Origin of the sequence: Escherichia sp. SCLE84 (assembly GCF_012584495.1) — a bacterium.
In the GTDB taxonomy this organism is placed as follows: Bacteria; Pseudomonadota; Gammaproteobacteria; order Enterobacterales; family Enterobacteriaceae; genus ECMA0423.
In genome coordinates, this window is the sequence record NZ_CP051430.1 from 344,975 (window position 1) to 361,840 (window position 16,866).

The following is a 16,866-nucleotide window of genomic DNA, read 5'->3' on the forward strand; positions in this document are numbered from 1 at the left end:
AGCCTAGCGTAATGGAATGATATCGCCTTGCCAACCCTGTGATGAACGCTGACCGACTAACAATAATGAACCACGATCGGCGCGAACGATGAGACGACCATATTCATCCCATAGTGCACTGTTACCACGGGCATTTGCCATCAGCACGGCAATCGAGTACTGATGTGAAAAAAATTGTAAGCGACGGGCCGACGCCAGCAGGTCGGGTTCTCCCAGACATTGCCCTGTAGTAAACAGTGAACAGGTCGGGTCCATATCCATACCTTGCGGTTGTTCATCGACCACCGTGATGGTTCTGGAACGACGACCCAGACATGCACCATGACTCTGATGGTAGATCCCAGGCGTTTTTCGCCACGGTGCGAACACCGCAATTCCACGAATAAAGCGATCGTTATATTCAACGGGAAGGCCGGCAATGATGGTCATTCGCCAGGTCGTCGCGGCATAACAAAGCGGGTCTAACAGTGAGAGATCGGGTGGGGCAGGAAGGGCACGTCGCGAATAATCACACCCCAGTAAAGAAAGCGATGGAAAAACTAACAGCTGACATTGTTGCCTGGCGGCGGCCCTCACAAACTCCAGATGATGAGCTACCTGTTCGGTGAGTGAGGTTTTACGAGGCTCATATTGCGCTGCTGCAACTTTCCAGAACGACATAATGACTTCCTTTTCAAAATGACTGCAAATTATGGGTGCGGTTTAGAAAATACTCATAATTTAGCAGGCGTTATGTAAGAAAGTGTAACTCTGTATAAGTTTTATTTAAGTTTGGGCTCGTAAGGTAAACGTGACAGATTGACCGAAGCCAAACGGTGGGCAATAAGCCGCTCGCGAAACCAGCTGCGCAAATGTTCAGGCTGTTCACGTTCAACCGCTTCAGCGATCACCGGCATATTGTAGCGTTCTTTAAATGCCACCCCGGCCGCCGCCAAATCGACATTCACTTTATCCATTTCTGTTTGATCCAGTTTAGCCAGATTCTTCAGCATTCTTAATCTCCTCATCATTCGCGGGCAAAAGTTACTAAGAGTGAGCCAGGATGGCAAGCCGGAATTGATGATCCTCGACTCAGACATTAGACAAGGTTATGCTCTGTAAAAAAGTTATTACAAAAAGGAATAGATAATATGACTTCAACTGCACGCTCCCTTCGCTACGCGCTGGCAATCCTGACCACTTCGTTGGTGACACCTTCCGTCTGGGCACATGCGCATTTAACGCATCAGTATCCTGCGGCAAACGCGCAAGTGACAGCTGCACCGCAGGCAATCACTTTAAACTTCTCGGAAGGTGTTGAAACAGGATTCAGTGGTGCAAAAATCACGGGGCCAAAAAACGAAAATATTAAAACATTACCGGCGAAGCGAAATGAGCAGGACCAAAAGCAACTGATTGTTCCACTGGCCGATTCGCTGAAACCCGGAACCTACACCGTTGACTGGCATGTTGTTTCGGTGGACGGGCATAAAACGAAAGGACACTACACCTTTAGCGTGAAATAAATCATGCTGGCGTTTACCTGGATCGCGCTGCGATTTATCCATTTCACCTCGCTGATGCTGGTCTTTGGCTTCGCAATGTACGGTGCCTGGCTGGCCCCCTTAACGATTCGTCGCTTGCTGGCGAAGCGTTTTCTGCGTTTACAACAGCACGCTGCCGTCTGGAGTTTGATCAGTGCCACTGCAATGCTCGCCGTTCAGGGCGGGTTGATGGGAACGGGATGGGCAGATGTATTTTCGCCAAACATTTGGCAGGCTGTTTTGCAAACGCAGTTTGGTGGCGTCTGGTTATGGCAAATTGTTCTCGCCCTCGTAACGTTGATCGTCGCCCTTATGCAACCGCGGAATATGCCACGTTTGCTGTTTATGCTCACTACCGCGCAATTTATTCTGCTGGCGGGAATCGGGCATGCGACACTGAATGAAGGGGTAACGGCGAAAATCCATCAGACTAATCACGCGATTCACCTGATTTGTGCGGCGGCGTGGTTTGGGGGATTACTGCCGGTGCTCTGGTGTATGCAACTCATCAAAGGCCGTTGGCGACACCAGGCCATTCAGGCGCTGATGCGTTTTTCCTGGTGCGGGCATTTTGCGGTGATCGGCGTACTGGCAAGCGGCGTGCTTAATGCATTGTTGATTACCGGATTTCCCCCCACGCTTACGACTTACTGGGGCCAACTCTTATTGCTCAAAGCCATCCTGGTGATGATTATGGTGGTCATTGCGCTGGCTAATCGTTATGTTCTTGTACCGCGCATGAGGCAGGATGAAGATCGTGCGGCACCCTGGTTTGAGTGGATGACTAAACTCGAATGGGCGATAGGTGCGGTAGTGCTGGTGATCATCAGCCTGCTTGCGACTCTCGAACCTTTTTGATGGATTACGAAAATGATGAAAAAAAGTATTCTGGCGTTTCTGTTACTCACCAGTTCTGCAGCGGCGCTGGCTGCACCGCAGGTGATTACCGTCAGCCGTTTTGAAGTGGGTAAAGACAAATGGGCGTTTAATCGCGAAGAGGTGATGCTGACTTGCCGACCGGGTAATGCTTTGTATGTCATCAACCCAAGTACCCTCGTGCAGTATCCTTTAAACGATATCGCACAAAAGGAAGTTGCCAGTGGGAAGACTAAAGCCCAACCCATTTCGGTGATTCAGATTGATGATCCTAACAATCCCGGCGAAAAAATGAGTCTGGCACCGTTTATAGAACGAGCTGAAAAACTCTGTTAATTACCTAAAATAGCCTTTTGATTTCCAATAAAAAAACCGCCTCAGTTCTTTCACCAGAACGGGCGGTTTTTAACATTTCAGCTGATGACCACCACGCTTTTTATTGACCATTTTGCACGCAAACTGGAAAACCTGGCGTCGTCATCTATTCTTAAAGGGCAAGGCAACTAAGCCTGCATTAATGCCAACTTTTAGCGCACGGCTCTCTCCCAAGAGCCATTTCCCTGGACCGAATACAGGAATCGTGTTCGGTCTCTTTTTATCTGTTAAAAGCCAGAAGCATTTCCTTCGCTGACTTTATAGTCAACCATAACACACACTCTACTGTCTGAGTCCAGCGTTTTTTAACATTCTTGTTAAGATTATGTGATCTTTAGCGCGGGAGGAAAATATTGATGAAACAGCCTGCGCCCGTTTATCAGAGAATTGCGGGTCATCAATGGCGACATATCTGGCTTTCTGGCGATATACACGGTTGTCTTGAGCAGTTGCGCCGCAAATTATGGCATTGTGGTTTTGATCCGTGGCGAGATTTACTTATCTCAGTGGGAGACGTTATCGATCGTGGGCCGCAAAGTTTACGTTGCCTGCAGTTACTGAAACAACATTGGGTTCGTGCGGTAAGAGGCAATCATGAACAGATGGCGATGGATGCGCTGGCATCCCAGCAGATGTCTTTGTGGTTGATGAATGGCGGCGACTGGTTTATTGCGCTGGCAGATAATCAACAGAAACAAGCGAAAACGGCGCTGGAAAAATGTCAGCATTTGCCCTTTATTCTTGAAGTACATAGTCGTACCGGCAAACATGTTATTGCTCATGCCGATTATCCAGATGATGTTTATGAATGGCAAAAGGACGTTGATTTGCATCAGGTCTTGTGGAGCCGCTCGCGATTAGGTGAACGCCAAAAAGGGCAGGGAATTACAGGTGCTGATCATTTCTGGTTTGGTCATACACCGTTGCGACATCGCGTGGATATTGGCAACCTGCATTATATTGATACCGGTGCTGTCTTTGGGGGCGAACTGACTCTTGTGCAATTGCAATAATTAAAAATCACCATACTCCTGTGCTGGTCGCCAGAAACCATCTATAAAATCCTCAATCGGAAAACAACCGCCATGGCGGATCCGTTGATCGCTCATAGAATAAAGACACTGCTGTTCCGTGTTGTAGACATCCACAACAATATCTTCACAACCGCCATCCAGGTAGCAAACAAAAAGTACCAGCGCGAACATTTCATCCCCGAAGTGTGGTGCCGTACCGTTAAGTTTAGGAGAGATTTTACAACGGGGGAATAACCAGGACAAATAACCCGCCATGCCGACGGGTTCTTTTTGGATCAGGCAAGACGCATAATCCAGGCATCAGATTGTTGATCGTAACGGGTACGGTAAAGGACAGAGTGTTCGCCATTTAGCAGGGCAGGGATACTGGTTTCAGCATCCCAGGCATCGAGTTGCATACATAAATCGGGGTCAGATTTACAAGGAATGGTTAACGTTCGATCACCCGGCGATTCACCGTGTAATTCGCCGTCGTCGATTTCAAAAGCGCCTATGCGCACACTGGTTTTCATCTTCGTGCTCTCCATTTAGCTGCCGGTTGTGGTACGACCAGTCCGATCGCACCATTTTTCAGCCTAGTTGAGGCAGCCGAATGTGCCAGTCAAAAAGTGCGCTTTTTTTGTGCGCTGTCAGGCGTTACCGGTAAAAAGTTTCCCATCGCGCACCAGTTCACGCGGATAGCTGTTTTTCAATCGCGAACCAATCCGTTTGGCTAAACCAATCGGTTGATGCTGGAAAGTAACCAACACGTCATCCGCCACTGGCGCGGCTTGCGGGTAAACATCGCGCCCGCGATACCACTCCTCCGCTTCCTGCGGTGTCAGTTCAAAAGCGTTCACATTGTCGGGGGTGGCAAGGGCAATAACTGCTTCATGCTGCCAGCGATAACCTTTGTTGTGCGTTTCGGCAAGTTTAATCCCCAAGCGAGAAAATCGGACTTTACCGATCAGGGCTTCAATGCCCACCGGGAACAACCACAGTTCTTTGTCGCGTTGCCAGAGTCGCAGGTTTCCATCCCAGTTTAAGCCAACACTTGCAGCCGCCTGACGAATTTGTCCGGCTTCGCGATCTTTCACCGGGCTGAACGGGAAATTACCGACTTTGTATTTGGGGGCGGGTAAGGCGGGGATCGCCTGAGTTTTACGCAGACGAGCAACGAAGAAGCCTTCGCAGTCGTAAATTTGTGGGAAAACATGCAAAAAGCCTTCTTCGGTCAGCGCTTTGTTTGCACCAGGGAAGAGATCGCCAAGTGGTAAAAACTCTACTGCGTCGGGGTAAGTCTCTTTCAGCCACAGGCAAACGGCTTCGTTTTCTTCCTGGTTTAAGGTACAGGTCGAGTAAACCAGCGTACCACCAGGACGTAATGCATGAAAGGCGCTGTCGATAAGCTCCCGTTGTGTAGCTGCGATTTCCTGATTGCTTTCTGGTGACCAGTTTTTTAGCGCATCGGGATCTTTACGCACCACGCCTTCGCCAGAGCAGGGAGCGTCCAGCAAAATGGCATCGAACATTTCTGGCACTGCCGCACCAAACACGCGGCCATCAAAATGTGTGAGCGCAACATTACTGATGCCACAGCGGCTGATATTGGCATGTAACACTTTTACCCGACTGGCGGAAAACTCATTGGCAAGGATTGCCCCTTCGTTATTCATCCGCGCGGCAATTTGCGTCGTTTTGGAGCCTGGCGCAGCTGCGACATCCATCACCCGCTGTGGTGCATTATCGTCAGCAAACAAGGCGGCAACGGGCAACATTGAACTGGCTTCCTGAATATAAAACAGGCCGCTTAAATGCTCGGCGGTACTACCCAATGGCAATGCATCTTCATTGTCGCGTTCAATCCAGAAACCTTCTTCACACCACGGAATTGGCGTAAGCGTCCAGCCATAAGGAGCGGTTAATTGCAGGAAATCAGCAACGGAGATTTTCAGCGTATTAACGCGAATGCTGCGGCGCAACGGGCGCTGACAGGCGGCAAGAAAATCATCAAATGAGAGCGTCGAAGGCATCGCTTCGCGCATTTGTGTCAGAAAGGCGTCCGGGAAATAAACGGTGTGTTGGGCCACGAGCATGTACCACTGGCAAAAAAACAGGCGCGCAGTTTAGCATAAACGCTCCGGCGCAGGCACGCCGGAGCAGTGGGCATTATTTGGGAAGCGCAGTTCCCCATTCACGCCACTCTTTCGGTTCACTTTCCTGCAACAGGAAGTGTTTGCCTTCCTGGGCTTTCGGTGCCAGTGGCGTACCCGGAGGCGTGGCGAAGGCGATGCCGCCACGGATAAACTGGTTAAAGGTGCCGGTTTTCACTACGCCGCCCGTCAGACCAAAGTCCAGACTGTAACCCGATGCCAACCAGAAGACGGAATTGTTACGCACCAGGTGTTGATAGCGTTTACTGATGCGCATCGCAATCATCACGCGATCTGACAATGTCCCCAGCGTCATTCCTGTAACCGTACCGACTTCCAGACCACGGAACAGCACAGGCGTACCAATACCTAACGAACCGGCTTCCGGCGCTTCAACAATAATGCTTAAGCCATCCAGGTAACGCGAATCAGTAATGGTGGCCTCTTGTAATTCAAAGTCGCGGCGAGGATTGCCCCGGCCTGGTTCGACGTTGATATACGGCTGGAGGATAGTATCAAGATGCTCAACGCCAGCTGCCGAAATTTGCGGTGTGACCACTGAGAAGCGCGTACCACCGCGAGCAAAGGTCTGGACATATTCCGGATAGAGCACCGCCTTTGCCTGTACTTCATTGCGCGCGGTAATCAGATCCAGCGTCTGGATTTGCCCGATATCAATACCGAGATAGCGAATTGGCATCCCGACCGCCAGTTTTCCGGCATCGAAAGCGTGAAGCGTAATCTGCCCACCAACCGCACGGGCCGCTGTTTCGGAAGCATACAGAATACGTTTGTCGCCTTTACGCTGACTGGCGCTGGCACCACTGAGGTTATCGAAGCTAATAGCCCCTTTTAATGCTCTGGAGAGCGGGGATGCCTGTACGGTCAGGCCACTACCATTCAGCTGAACTTTCGCCCCGCCTTCTGCCCAGAACACGCTATTGCTGGTCAGAAGGTTGCGATACTCCGGCTTAATATGCAGATCGATATCAAACGCGTTAGCTCGCGGACGCACGGTAATAACTTCACCAACTTCAAATTTACGGTAGAGCACTACCGATCCTGCCTGCACATCCGGCAGCGTCTCTGCACTCAAACTCACGGTTGTGGTGGGTAAATCGCTAAGGCTGTTCTCCAGCGCTTTTTCCAGATTGGCATACAGTGGATAGCTGGCTTTCATCTCGCCTTTATCGCCCGGCAGAATACGTATCCCGCCGTTAATCCATTCTGAGGCGCTGGCACCGAGAAACTCAACGCCATCCAGCCCCACCTTCACGTCGACACGGCTGTTGACGACAAATTTGCTATCGCCTTTTACCAGTTCTCGATGCTGAGGCTCGATGGCGACGGTAAAGGTGACGCCTTTGCTGGTGAGTTTACGATCGATAACCTGGCCTACCTGCACGCCGTGAAGAATGAGCGGCTGACCAGCATCAATACCGTAACTTTCCGGCGCGGTCAGGGTCAGCGTCAGAACATCAGGTTCATGCAGCAGTGCTTTTTCGCCTGGCACAACAACGAACTCTTTGCGTGGCTCGCCATCGCCGGGTACCAACTCGAAGGTTTTGCCAGTCAGCAGGGCGCTGAGATTGGCATCGCTAAGGGATAATTTCGGATTACGTAATTCGATGCGGGTATTTTCACGAAGCAGGGTAACGACGCTGGGATCAACTGTCATTTCCCCAGTGACTTTACCACCAGGATTTAAATCCAGTTTAGTTAGCTGTCCGACTTCCAGTCCCTGATACATTAATGGCGTCGAGTCGGCGGTTAATCCTGCCCCACTCGGCAGTTCCAGTTTTATTATTACGCCACGCTGGCTGTGGGCCAGATCTTCATACAGACCAAAGGTATCTTCCGCCTCGGCAGGTTTCGACTCTTCAGGTGAATCGAAGGCAATCGCACCGTTAACCAGTGCCGCCAGACTTTCCAGTTTCACCTTCGCGCCACTGATACTGACATTGGCATCAACGCCGGAAACGTTCCAGAAACGGCTACCTTTTTTCACCAGATCGGTAAAACGCCGCTCGATCAGGACATCAATCACCACGCCTTGCTTGTTGGGATTGATGGCATAGTCGTAGACTTTTCCCACAGGGATCTTGCGGAAATAGACCAATGAACCGCTGTTCAGCGAACCGAGATCGGGGGCTTGCAGGTGGATCATCAGATCGCCATTGTCCAGTCGATATTTCGGTTGGGTATCGAGTGCGACAAAGTGATCCTGCTCTTTACCTTTACCTGGCATCATGCCGATATAGTTACCACCGACGAGGGCGTCCAGCCCGGAGACACCTGCCAACGATGCTTTTGGCGTCACCAGCCAGAACTGAGTCTCCTCGCGCAGCGCATCTTTCATATCGGACTTGATGCTGACCTTGACTTCAATCTTACGAAGATCGTCGCTGAGGCTGATATCCTGCACTGTTCCGACTTCAACGCCCTGATAACGAACAGGCGTACGGCCCGGGACAATACCATCCGCCGACATAAAGTCGATGGTGACGGTATTACCCCGGTCCTGATAACTGTCCCAAATCAGCCAACCGGCAATCATTAGCGCGATGAACGGCAGCAGCCAGAAAGGTGAGATACGGCGTTTATTTTTAATCTGCGCTTCAGTCGTCGAAGCGGGCGTTTCCTGACTCATGTGCATCCCAAAGTAAGCGGCTGTCCAGCCATTCCACAGCAAGAATAGTCAAAATTACCGCTGCGCCGAAATAAAACGCAGCCGGTCCCATAGTAAAAGCGAGGATCTGATCGCGATTAATCAGCGACATGGTTAAAGATATGACAAACAGGTCGAGCATCGACCAGCGACCAATCCAGGTCACCATCCGCAGTAACAGAATGCGTGTGCGTAAACCTTGCTGGCATTTAAAATGAATGCTCAACAGTAAAGTGAACATGACGATCACTTTAGTAAACGGTACCAGAATACTGGCGATAAACACGATTCCCGCAACCGCAATGTTGCTACTTGCCAGCGACATAATTCCGGAAAGAATTGTATCTTCCTGCCGTCCTCCGTTCAGATAAATGATAGAAATAGGCAACAGGTTGGCAGGTAACAACAAAACGATTGACGCTAACAGCGCCGCCCAGCATTTTTGCAAACTATGACGGCGACGCAGGCGTAGCGGGATATGGCAACGCGGGCAGCGACCACGCTGATCAGGATAGCCGGTAAAATGGCACCCAAGACAGACACGAAGTTTCTCGTCCCTACGCGTAGCGGGGCGCTGCGGATAAAATCGCTCCCACAGCTCCTCGACATTAAGATGTGACAACGTCACCGTCGTTAAAATCACCAACGCCACAAAAGAGAACAAGCCGACACCCGCCTGGATATGGGCATAATCCTGTACCTTTATAGAAGCAACGCCAATGCCGACCAGGTAGATATCCAGCATTACCCACTCTTTAAGTCGCTCAAGCATCAGCAGTACCGGACGTAAATTCATTCCCAGTCGGTTACCAAACCATAAATATGCTATGGAGGACACCAGAATGAGGGGGGCACCAATAACGCAGAAAAAGACCATCGCCCCCGTTATCGTATCGCCCTGTTTGGTCATTTGCCAGATGCCTTGCATGACGTTGGCGTCGATACGAATACCTAACAGCCAGATATGCAACAGCGGTTCGCCCCAGGCAAACGGCATCAGCAACAGCATGGTGAAAGCCATTGCCGCCAGGCGCGTTAGCGACCAGTCGCGCCCGTCGCGAATTTTTGCCTGACAGCGCGGACAATAGGCACTCTGATGAGAATTTATCTCGGGCAGGCTAAACAGCATGTCACATTGCGGGCAACGTTGGTAATCACCACGCGGCAGTTCCTCGCCGATTGCCCTCACTGTTATCTTTTTTGTCGGCGTAATTTGTGGTGTGTTAAGAGCCATGACGTGCCAAATGTAATAAGAATTAACATTAATATTAACCCATGATTGGAATGATCTTGAGCATTAACGCATTTAATGCTTATTTTAATAGGCTGGCAGTTCCAGGTAAGACAACCAAGTGATTATATAATGAACAAAACAGAATTTTACGCGGATTTAAATCGCGACTTTAACGCGCTGATGGCGGGAGAAACCAGTTTTCTGGCAACGCTTGCGAACACCAGTGCGTTGTTATACGAGCGTCTCACTGACGTAAACTGGGCAGGTTTTTATTTGCTTGAGGACGATACACTGGTACTAGGACCATTTCAGGGCAAAATTGCCTGTGTCCGGATACCCGTCGGGCGCGGGGTGTGCGGCACTGCGGTTGCCCGCAATCAAGTGCAGCGTATCGAGGATGTTCACGCGTTTGACGGGCATATTGCCTGTGATGCGGCGAGTAATTCTGAAATTGTTCTGCCGCTGGTGGTGAAAAATCAGATTATTGGTGTTCTTGACATCGATAGTACCGTCTTCGGTCGCTTTACAGACGAGGACGAGCAAGGCTTACGTCAGCTTGTGGCACAGCTTGAAAAAGTGCTTGCAACGACGGATTACAAAAAATTCTTTGCGAGCGTCGCAGGATAATCAACGGATAACGTAGCATTTACTGGTAGCGTCATTATAATGACGCCTGTTCATGCCTGCGCTTGTTGGCTACGTCCGTTGTAATCAGGAAATTTCATGGAAAATCAACCTAAGTTGAATAGCAGTAAAGAAGTAATCGCGTTTCTGGCCGAACGTTTTCCCCACTGTTTCAGTGCGGAAGGTGAAGCGCGTCCGCTGAAAATCGGTATTTTTCAGGATTTGGTCGATCGTGTTGCCGGGGAAATGAACCTGAGCAAAACGCAATTACGATCCGCTTTACGTCTCTACACTTCGAGCTGGCGTTATCTTTACGGTGTTAAACCCGGCGCAACGCGTGTCGATCTTGACGGCAACCCATGCGGTGAGCTGGACGAGCAACATGTAGAGCATGCTCGCAAGCAGCTTGAAGAAGCGAAAGCGCGTGTTCAGGCACAGCGTGCTGAACAGCAAGCGAAAAAACGCGAAGCTGCCGCAGCTGCTGGTGAGAAAGAAGACGCACCGCGCCGCGAACGCAAGCCACGTCCGACCACGCCACGCCGCAAAGAAGGCGCTGAACGTAAACCTCGTGCGCAAAAGCCGGTAGAGAAAGCGCCAAAAACAGTAAAAGCACCTCGCGAAGAACAGCACACCCCGGTTTCTGACATTTCAGCTCTGACTGTCGGACAAGCCCTGAAGGTGAAAGCGGGTCAAAACGCGATGGATGCCACCGTATTAGAAATCACCAAAGACGGCGTCCGCGTCCAGCTGAATTCGGGTATGTCTTTGATTGTGCGCGCAGAACACCTGGTGTTCTGAAACGGAGGCCGGGCCAGGCATGAACATGTTTTTTAGGCTTACCGCGTTAGCTGGCCTGCTTGCAATAGCAGGCCAGACCTTCGCTGTAGAAGATATCACGCGTGCTGATCAAATTCCGGTATTAAAGGAAGAGACGCAGCATGCGACGGTAAGTGAGCGCGTAACGTCGCGCTTCACCCGTTCTCATTATCGCCAGTTCGACCTCGATCAGGCATTTTCGGCCAAAATCTTTGACCGCTACCTGAATCTGCTCGATTACAGCCACAACGTGCTGCTGGCAAACGATGTTGAACAGTTCGCGAAAAAGAAAACCGAGTTAGGCGATGAACTGCGTTCAGGCAAACTCGACGTTTTCTACGATCTCTACAATCTGGCGCAAAAGCGCCGTTTTGAGCGTTACCAGTACGCTTTGTCGGTACTGGAAAAGCCGATGGATTTCACCGGCAACGACACTTATAACCTTGACCGCAGCAAAGCGCCCTGGCCGAAAAACGAGGCTGAGTTGAACGCGCTGTGGGACAGTAAAGTCAAATTCGACGAGTTAAGCCTGAAGCTGGCAGGAAAAACGGATAAAGAAATTCGTGAAACCCTGACACGCCGCTACAAATTTGCCATTCGTCGTCTGGCGCAAACCAACAGCGAAGATGTTTTCTCGCTGGCAATGACGGCGTTTGCGCGTGAAATCGACCCGCATACCAACTATCTTTCCCCGCGTAATACCGAACAGTTCAACACTGAAATGAGTTTGTCGCTGGAAGGTATTGGCGCAGTGCTGCAAATGGATGATGACTACACCGTTATCAATTCGATGGTGGCAGGTGGTCCGGCAGCGAAGAGTAAAGCTATCAGCGTTGGTGACAAAATTGTCGGTGTTGGTCAAACAGGCAAGCCGATGGTTGACGTGATTGGCTGGCGTCTTGATGATGTGGTTGCCTTAATTAAAGGGCCGAAGGGCAGTAAAGTTCGTCTGGAAATTTTACCTGCTGGTAAAGGGACCAAGACCCGCACTGTAACATTGACCCGTGAACGTATTCGTCTCGAAGACCGCGCGGTTAAAATGTCGGTGAAGACCGTCGGTAAAGAGAAAGTCGGCGTGCTGGATATTCCGGGCTTCTATGTGGGTTTGACAGACGATGTCAAAGTTCAACTGCAGAAACTGGAAAAACAGAATGTCAGCAGTGTGATCATCGACCTGCGTAGCAATGGCGGTGGGGCGCTGACCGAAGCGGTATCGCTCTCAGGTCTGTTTATTCCTGCGGGTCCCATTGTTCAGGTCCGCGATAACAACGGCAAGGTTCGTGAAGACAGCGATACCGACGGGCAGGTGTTCTATAAAGGCCCGCTGGTGGTACTGGTTGACCGTTTCAGTGCTTCGGCTTCAGAAATCTTTGCCGCGGCAATGCAGGATTACGGTCGTGCGCTGGTTGTGGGTGAACCGACGTTTGGTAAAGGCACCGTTCAGCAATACCGTTCATTGAACCGTATTTACGATCAGATGTTACGTCCTGAATGGCCAGCGCTGGGTTCTGTGCAGTACACGATCCAGAAATTCTATCGCGTTAACGGCGGCAGTACGCAACGTAAAGGCGTAACGCCAGACATCATCATGCCGACGGGTAATGAAGAAACGGAAACGGGTGAGAAATTCGAAGATAACGCGCTGCCGTGGGATAGCATTGATGCCGCGACTTATGTGAAATCAGGCGATTTAACGGCCTTTGGGCCGGAGCTGCTGAAGGAACATAATGCGCGTATCGCGAAAGATCCTGAGTTCCAGAACATCATGAAGGATATCGCGCGCTTCAACGCTATGAAGGACAAGCGCAATATCGTTTCTCTGAACTACGCTGTGCGTGAGAAAGAGAATAATGAAGATGATGCGACGCGTCTGGCGCGTTTGAACGAACGCTTTAAACGCGAAGGTAAACCGGAGTTGAAGAAGCTGGATGATCTACCTAAAGATTACCAGGAGCCGGATCCTTATCTGGATGAGACGGTGAATATCGCACTCGATCTGGCGAAGCTTGAAAAAGCCAGACCCGCGGAACAACCCGCTCCCGTCAAGTAATATCAATCAGGCACAAGAAATTGTGCCTGATTTTTTAACAGCGGCAAGATGCCGTAAATCAGATGCTACAAAATGTAAAGTTGTGTCTTTCTGGTGACTTACGCACTATCCAGACTTGAAAATAGTCGCGTAACCCATACGATGTGGGTATCGCATATTGCGTTTTGTTAAACTGAGGTAAAAAGAAAATTATGATGCGAATCGCGCTCTTCCTGCTAACGAACCTGGCCGTAATGGTCGTTTTCGGGCTGGTACTGAGCCTGACAGGGATACAGTCGAGCAGCGTTCAGGGGCTGATGATCATGGCCTTGCTGTTCGGTTTTGGTGGTTCCTTCGTTTCGCTTCTGATGTCCAAATGGATGGCATTACGATCTGTTGGCGGGGAAGTGATCGAGCAACCGCGTAACGAAAGGGAACGTTGGCTGGTTAATACTGTAGCAACCCAGGCTCGTCAGGCAGGGATCGCTATGCCGCAAGTGGCTATCTACCATGCGCCGGACATCAACGCTTTTGCAACCGGTGCGCGCCGTGATGCCTCTCTGGTTGCTGTCAGCACCGGTTTGCTGCAGAACATGAGCCCGGATGAAGCCGAGGCGGTAATTGCTCACGAAATCAGCCACATCGCCAATGGTGATATGGTCACCATGACGCTGATTCAGGGCGTGGTGAACACCTTCGTTATCTTTATTTCCCGTATTCTGGCGCAGCTTGCCGCGGGTTTTATGGGCGGAAATCGTGATGAAGGTGAAGAGAGCAACGGCAACCCGCTGATCTACTTTGCGGTTGCAACGGTTCTGGAACTGGTGTTTGGTATTCTTGCGAGCATTATCACCATGTGGTTCTCGCGTCATCGTGAATTCCATGCTGATGCCGGTTCGGCAAAACTGGTTGGTCGCGAGAAAATGATTGCCGCGCTGCAGCGCCTGAAAACCAGCTATGAACCGCAAGAAGCAACCAGCATGATGGCTTTCTGCATTAACGGTAAGTCGAAATCGCTCAGTGAGTTGTTCATGACTCACCCGCCGCTGGATAAACGAATTGAAGCTCTGCGTACGGGTGAATACCTGAAGTAATATGAAGTAAATACTAAAAAGCGCGTCCTGATCGACGCGCTTTTTTTATGCCCTGGATCGTGGCTGAGTGATACGTAAACCACTCACACAGGCAGCAATCACTGCCAGAATAGCCGCAGCCATCAGCGAAACGTGCGTACCATTATCACCGAACTGATTTAGCATCAGCGCCACCAGCGCCGCGCCACTACTCTGACCCAGTAGACGAGCCGTTCCTAACATGCCACTGGCCCCACCGCTACGTTCGCGCGGAGCGGAGGTAATAATGGTGTGGTTATTGGGTGACTGGAATAAGCCAAATCCAGCGCCACATAAGATCATCGGCCAGATAATATTGATATCCGCAGGTGACGCGGGCAGCAGAACCAGGGAAAAAAGCCCCGCAGCCATGATGAACAACCCTAAAGCACCCAGCAATCCTGCATGTACGCGTTCAATCAAATAGCCTGCCAGCGGAGCCATCACCATCGTTGCTAACGGCCACGGTGTCAGAAGTAAACCTGTTTCGACTTCACTACGCCCGAGCACGGTTTGCAGGTAAAAGGGCAGGGAAACCATTGCCAGCATTTGTGCGCAGAAAGAGCAAACAGATGTGCAAATAGAAAGTGAAAACAGCGGGATACGCAGTAAATCCACCGGTAGCAGCGGTACGGGAAGAGAAAGCTGGCGGCGAATAAAGAAAATACCAACAACAACCATTACCACCAGTTCCGCAGCAATTAACGTCAGCGATTGCCCCTGAGCGAAACCACTCAACGCAGTGATAAGCAGGCCGAAGGTTAACGCGTTCATCACGGCGCTGGGCAGGTCGAAACGGGGTTTACTGGCGCGAGAACCATTGGGTGGCAGAAAACGCATCGCCAGAAGCAGGGCGATAATACCTAACGGTACGTTGATTAAAAATAACCATTTCCAGGATGCGATGGAGAGGATTGCTGCAGCAATTGTCGGCCCGGCAGCAGAAGAGACGGCAACAATAAACGAGTTTATGCCCATCCCTCTCCCCAGAAAACGTTGTGGATAGATCAGGCGGATAAGTGCGGTATTAACGCTCATCAACGCTGCACCGCCGAAACCTTGTATGACACGCGCAAGGGTGAGCATTTGCAGCGAATCAGAAAGGGCGCAGAACAGTGAAGACAACAGAAAAACGACCAGACCGCATTTATAAATACGTCGATAGCCAAACATATCGCCCAGAAACGAAAACGAGAGCAGGGAGATGACAATGGCGATTTGATAGGCGTTCACTACCCAGATGGAACTGGCTGGCGTGGCATGAAGGTCCGTGGCGATTGTTGGCAGGGCGACGTTGGCGATTGCGCCGTCAAGGACAGCCATCGAAATGCCAATCACAATGGTTAATATCGCACCGTATCGCTGGGGCAATGGCAGGCCGTCGGCCTGAACTTTTGGCATAGGAATTTTATATCTTTGGTGAATAATCAACAGGGGTATGATTCTAGCACTGATATTCACGGTGGATGTCGCAGAATTGTAACTAACCGGCAAAAGATGGATTGCGACCACCCTGGTGCGAAATTATAATAAAAAACAGTTCTGATTTTTATAAAACACTCGCAATGAGGTGATAAATGGCTAACGCAGATCTGGATAAACAGCCTGATTCTGTATCTTCCGTGCTAAAAGTTTTTGGCATTTTGCAGGCGCTGGGTGAAGAGCGCGAAATAGGGATAACCGAGCTGTCGCAGCGCGTCATGATGTCAAAAAGCACCGTTTATCGCTTTTTACAGACCATGAAAACCTTAGGTTATGTGGCGCAGGAAGGGGAGTCGGAGAAATATTCCCTGACCCTGAAATTGTTTGAACTGGGCGCTCGCGCGTTACAAAACGTCGATTTAATTCGTAGCGCAGATATCCAGATGCGTGAGATCTCCCGCCTGACCAAAGAAACTATCCACCTCGGCGCACTGGACGAAGACAGTATTGTTTACATTCACAAAATTGACTCTATGTACAATTTGCGCATGTATTCACGGATTGGGCGTCGTAATCCGCTGTACAGCACCGCGATTGGTAAGGTACTGCTGGCATGGCGCGATCTCGATGAAGTGAAGCAAATTCTTGAGGGCGTGGAGTATAAACGCAGTACCGAGCGGACCATCACCAGTACAGAAGCGTTATTACCCGTTCTGGACCAGGTGCGCGAGCAGGGGTATGGCGAAGATAACGAAGAGCAGGAAGAAGGGCTGCGATGCATTGCGGTACCGGTATTTGATCGCTTTGGCGTGGTCATTGCCGGTTTGAGCATCTCCTTCCCGACGTTGCGTTTCTCTGAAGAGCGTTTACAGGAATATGTCGCAATGTTGCATACCGCAGCGCGCAAAATTTCTGCCCAAATGGGTTATCACGACTATCCGTTCTGATGAGAGTAAGAACCTGTCGGAATATCAAACAGACAGGTTCTTTATTTAGCATGAGAAAAATAAAGTTGAAGGTG

At 50.4% G+C, this 16,866-nt stretch carries 17 protein-coding genes; 9 read left to right on the forward strand and 8 right to left on the reverse strand.

Translation table 11 applies throughout. The features are described 5' to 3' along the window. Positions 1-3 precede the first annotated feature (3 nt). A complete protein-coding gene (yobB, locus tag HGD79_RS01860) occupies positions 4-660 on the reverse strand; it encodes a carbon-nitrogen hydrolase family protein YobB (RefSeq protein ID WP_000011658.1) in 657 nt (218 codons plus the stop codon). Between the two features lie 101 nt (positions 661-761). Then, positions 762-992, reverse strand: coding sequence for a DNA polymerase III subunit theta (gene holE, locus HGD79_RS01865; protein ID WP_000916763.1), 231 nt, complete (start codon positions 990-992; stop codon positions 762-764). A gap of 138 nt (positions 993-1,130) precedes the next feature. On the opposite strand from holE, the gene yobA reads away from it, so the two are divergent. The 4 genes from yobA (at position 1,131) to pphA (ending at position 3,787) form a co-directional block, all read left to right on the forward strand. Beyond that, positions 1,131-1,505: a CopC domain-containing protein YobA gene (gene yobA, locus HGD79_RS01870; RefSeq protein ID WP_000204700.1), complete on the forward strand. Its 375-nt coding sequence runs from the start codon at positions 1,131-1,133 to the stop codon at positions 1,503-1,505. A gap of 3 nt (positions 1,506-1,508) precedes the next feature. Further along, positions 1,509-2,381, forward strand: coding sequence for a copper homeostasis membrane protein CopD (copD, locus tag HGD79_RS01875; protein WP_000879280.1), 873 nt, complete (start codon positions 1,509-1,511; stop codon positions 2,379-2,381). A gap of 12 nt (positions 2,382-2,393) precedes the next feature. Continuing rightward, positions 2,394-2,735, forward strand: coding sequence for a YebY family protein (locus HGD79_RS01880; RefSeq protein WP_000976472.1), 342 nt, complete (start codon positions 2,394-2,396; stop codon positions 2,733-2,735). 395 nt (positions 2,736-3,130) lie between these two features. Then, positions 3,131-3,787, forward strand: a complete 657-nt coding sequence (gene pphA / locus HGD79_RS01885) for a protein-serine/threonine phosphatase (RefSeq protein ID WP_168848269.1) — start codon at positions 3,131-3,133, stop codon at positions 3,785-3,787. Here the strand turns inward: pphA and HGD79_RS01890 are convergent, their stop codons facing one another. The 5 genes from HGD79_RS01890 to yebS all read right to left on the reverse strand — a co-directional run bounded on the left by HGD79_RS01890 (position 3,788) and on the right by yebS (position 9,842). Continuing rightward, complete coding sequence (locus HGD79_RS01890; protein WP_001296140.1) at positions 3,788-3,979, reverse strand: YebW family protein; 192 nt, start codon at positions 3,977-3,979, stop codon at positions 3,788-3,790. 104 nt (positions 3,980-4,083) lie between these two features. Beyond that, positions 4,084-4,320, reverse strand: a complete 237-nt coding sequence (locus HGD79_RS01895) for a YebV family protein (protein ID WP_001295499.1) — start codon at positions 4,318-4,320, stop codon at positions 4,084-4,086. Positions 4,321-4,437: 117 nt separating this feature from the next. Beyond that, positions 4,438-5,877, reverse strand: a complete 1,440-nt coding sequence (gene rsmF, locus HGD79_RS01900; protein ID WP_000057022.1) for a 16S rRNA (cytosine(1407)-C(5))-methyltransferase RsmF — start codon at positions 5,875-5,877, stop codon at positions 4,438-4,440. A gap of 79 nt (positions 5,878-5,956) precedes the next feature. Beyond that, positions 5,957-8,590, reverse strand: coding sequence for a lipid-binding membrane homeostasis protein YebT (gene yebT, locus HGD79_RS01905; protein WP_001297532.1), 2,634 nt, complete (start codon positions 8,588-8,590; stop codon positions 5,957-5,959). After that, positions 8,559-9,842 (reverse strand): membrane integrity lipid transport subunit YebS, encoded by a 1,284-nt coding sequence (gene yebS / locus HGD79_RS01910; protein ID WP_001207283.1) that lies wholly within the window; start codon positions 9,840-9,842, stop codon positions 8,559-8,561. Before yebS ends, yebT begins: the two co-directional genes overlap by 32 nt. Before the next feature lie 129 nt (positions 9,843-9,971). On the opposite strand from yebS, the gene msrC reads away from it, so the two are divergent. The 4 genes from msrC (at position 9,972) to htpX (ending at position 14,405) form a co-directional block, all read left to right on the forward strand. After that, complete coding sequence (gene msrC / locus HGD79_RS01915; protein ID WP_001043882.1) at positions 9,972-10,469, forward strand: L-methionine (R)-S-oxide reductase; 498 nt, start codon at positions 9,972-9,974, stop codon at positions 10,467-10,469. Positions 10,470-10,565: 96 nt separating this feature from the next. After that, positions 10,566-11,264 (forward strand): RNA chaperone ProQ, encoded by a 699-nt coding sequence (proQ, locus tag HGD79_RS01920; RefSeq protein ID WP_000431370.1) that lies wholly within the window; start codon positions 10,566-10,568, stop codon positions 11,262-11,264. A 19-nt stretch (positions 11,265-11,283) separates the two neighbouring features. Further along, entirely contained in the window at positions 11,284-13,332 is a 2,049-nt protein-coding gene (gene prc / locus HGD79_RS01925; RefSeq protein WP_168848270.1) for a carboxy terminal-processing peptidase, read from the forward strand. A gap of 191 nt (positions 13,333-13,523) precedes the next feature. Then, entirely contained in the window at positions 13,524-14,405 is an 882-nt protein-coding gene (gene htpX / locus HGD79_RS01930; RefSeq protein WP_000984517.1) for a protease HtpX, read from the forward strand. Between the two features lie 45 nt (positions 14,406-14,450). Here the strand turns inward: htpX and HGD79_RS01935 are convergent, their stop codons facing one another. Further along, entirely contained in the window at positions 14,451-15,824 is a 1,374-nt protein-coding gene (locus HGD79_RS01935; protein ID WP_001127216.1) for an MFS transporter, read from the reverse strand. 176 nt (positions 15,825-16,000) lie between these two features. Here HGD79_RS01935 and kdgR point away from each other — a divergent pair, with 176 nt between their 5' ends. Continuing rightward, positions 16,001-16,792 (forward strand): DNA-binding transcriptional regulator KdgR, encoded by a 792-nt coding sequence (gene kdgR, locus HGD79_RS01940; protein WP_001262174.1) that lies wholly within the window; start codon positions 16,001-16,003, stop codon positions 16,790-16,792. Positions 16,793-16,866: the final 74 nt, after the last annotated feature.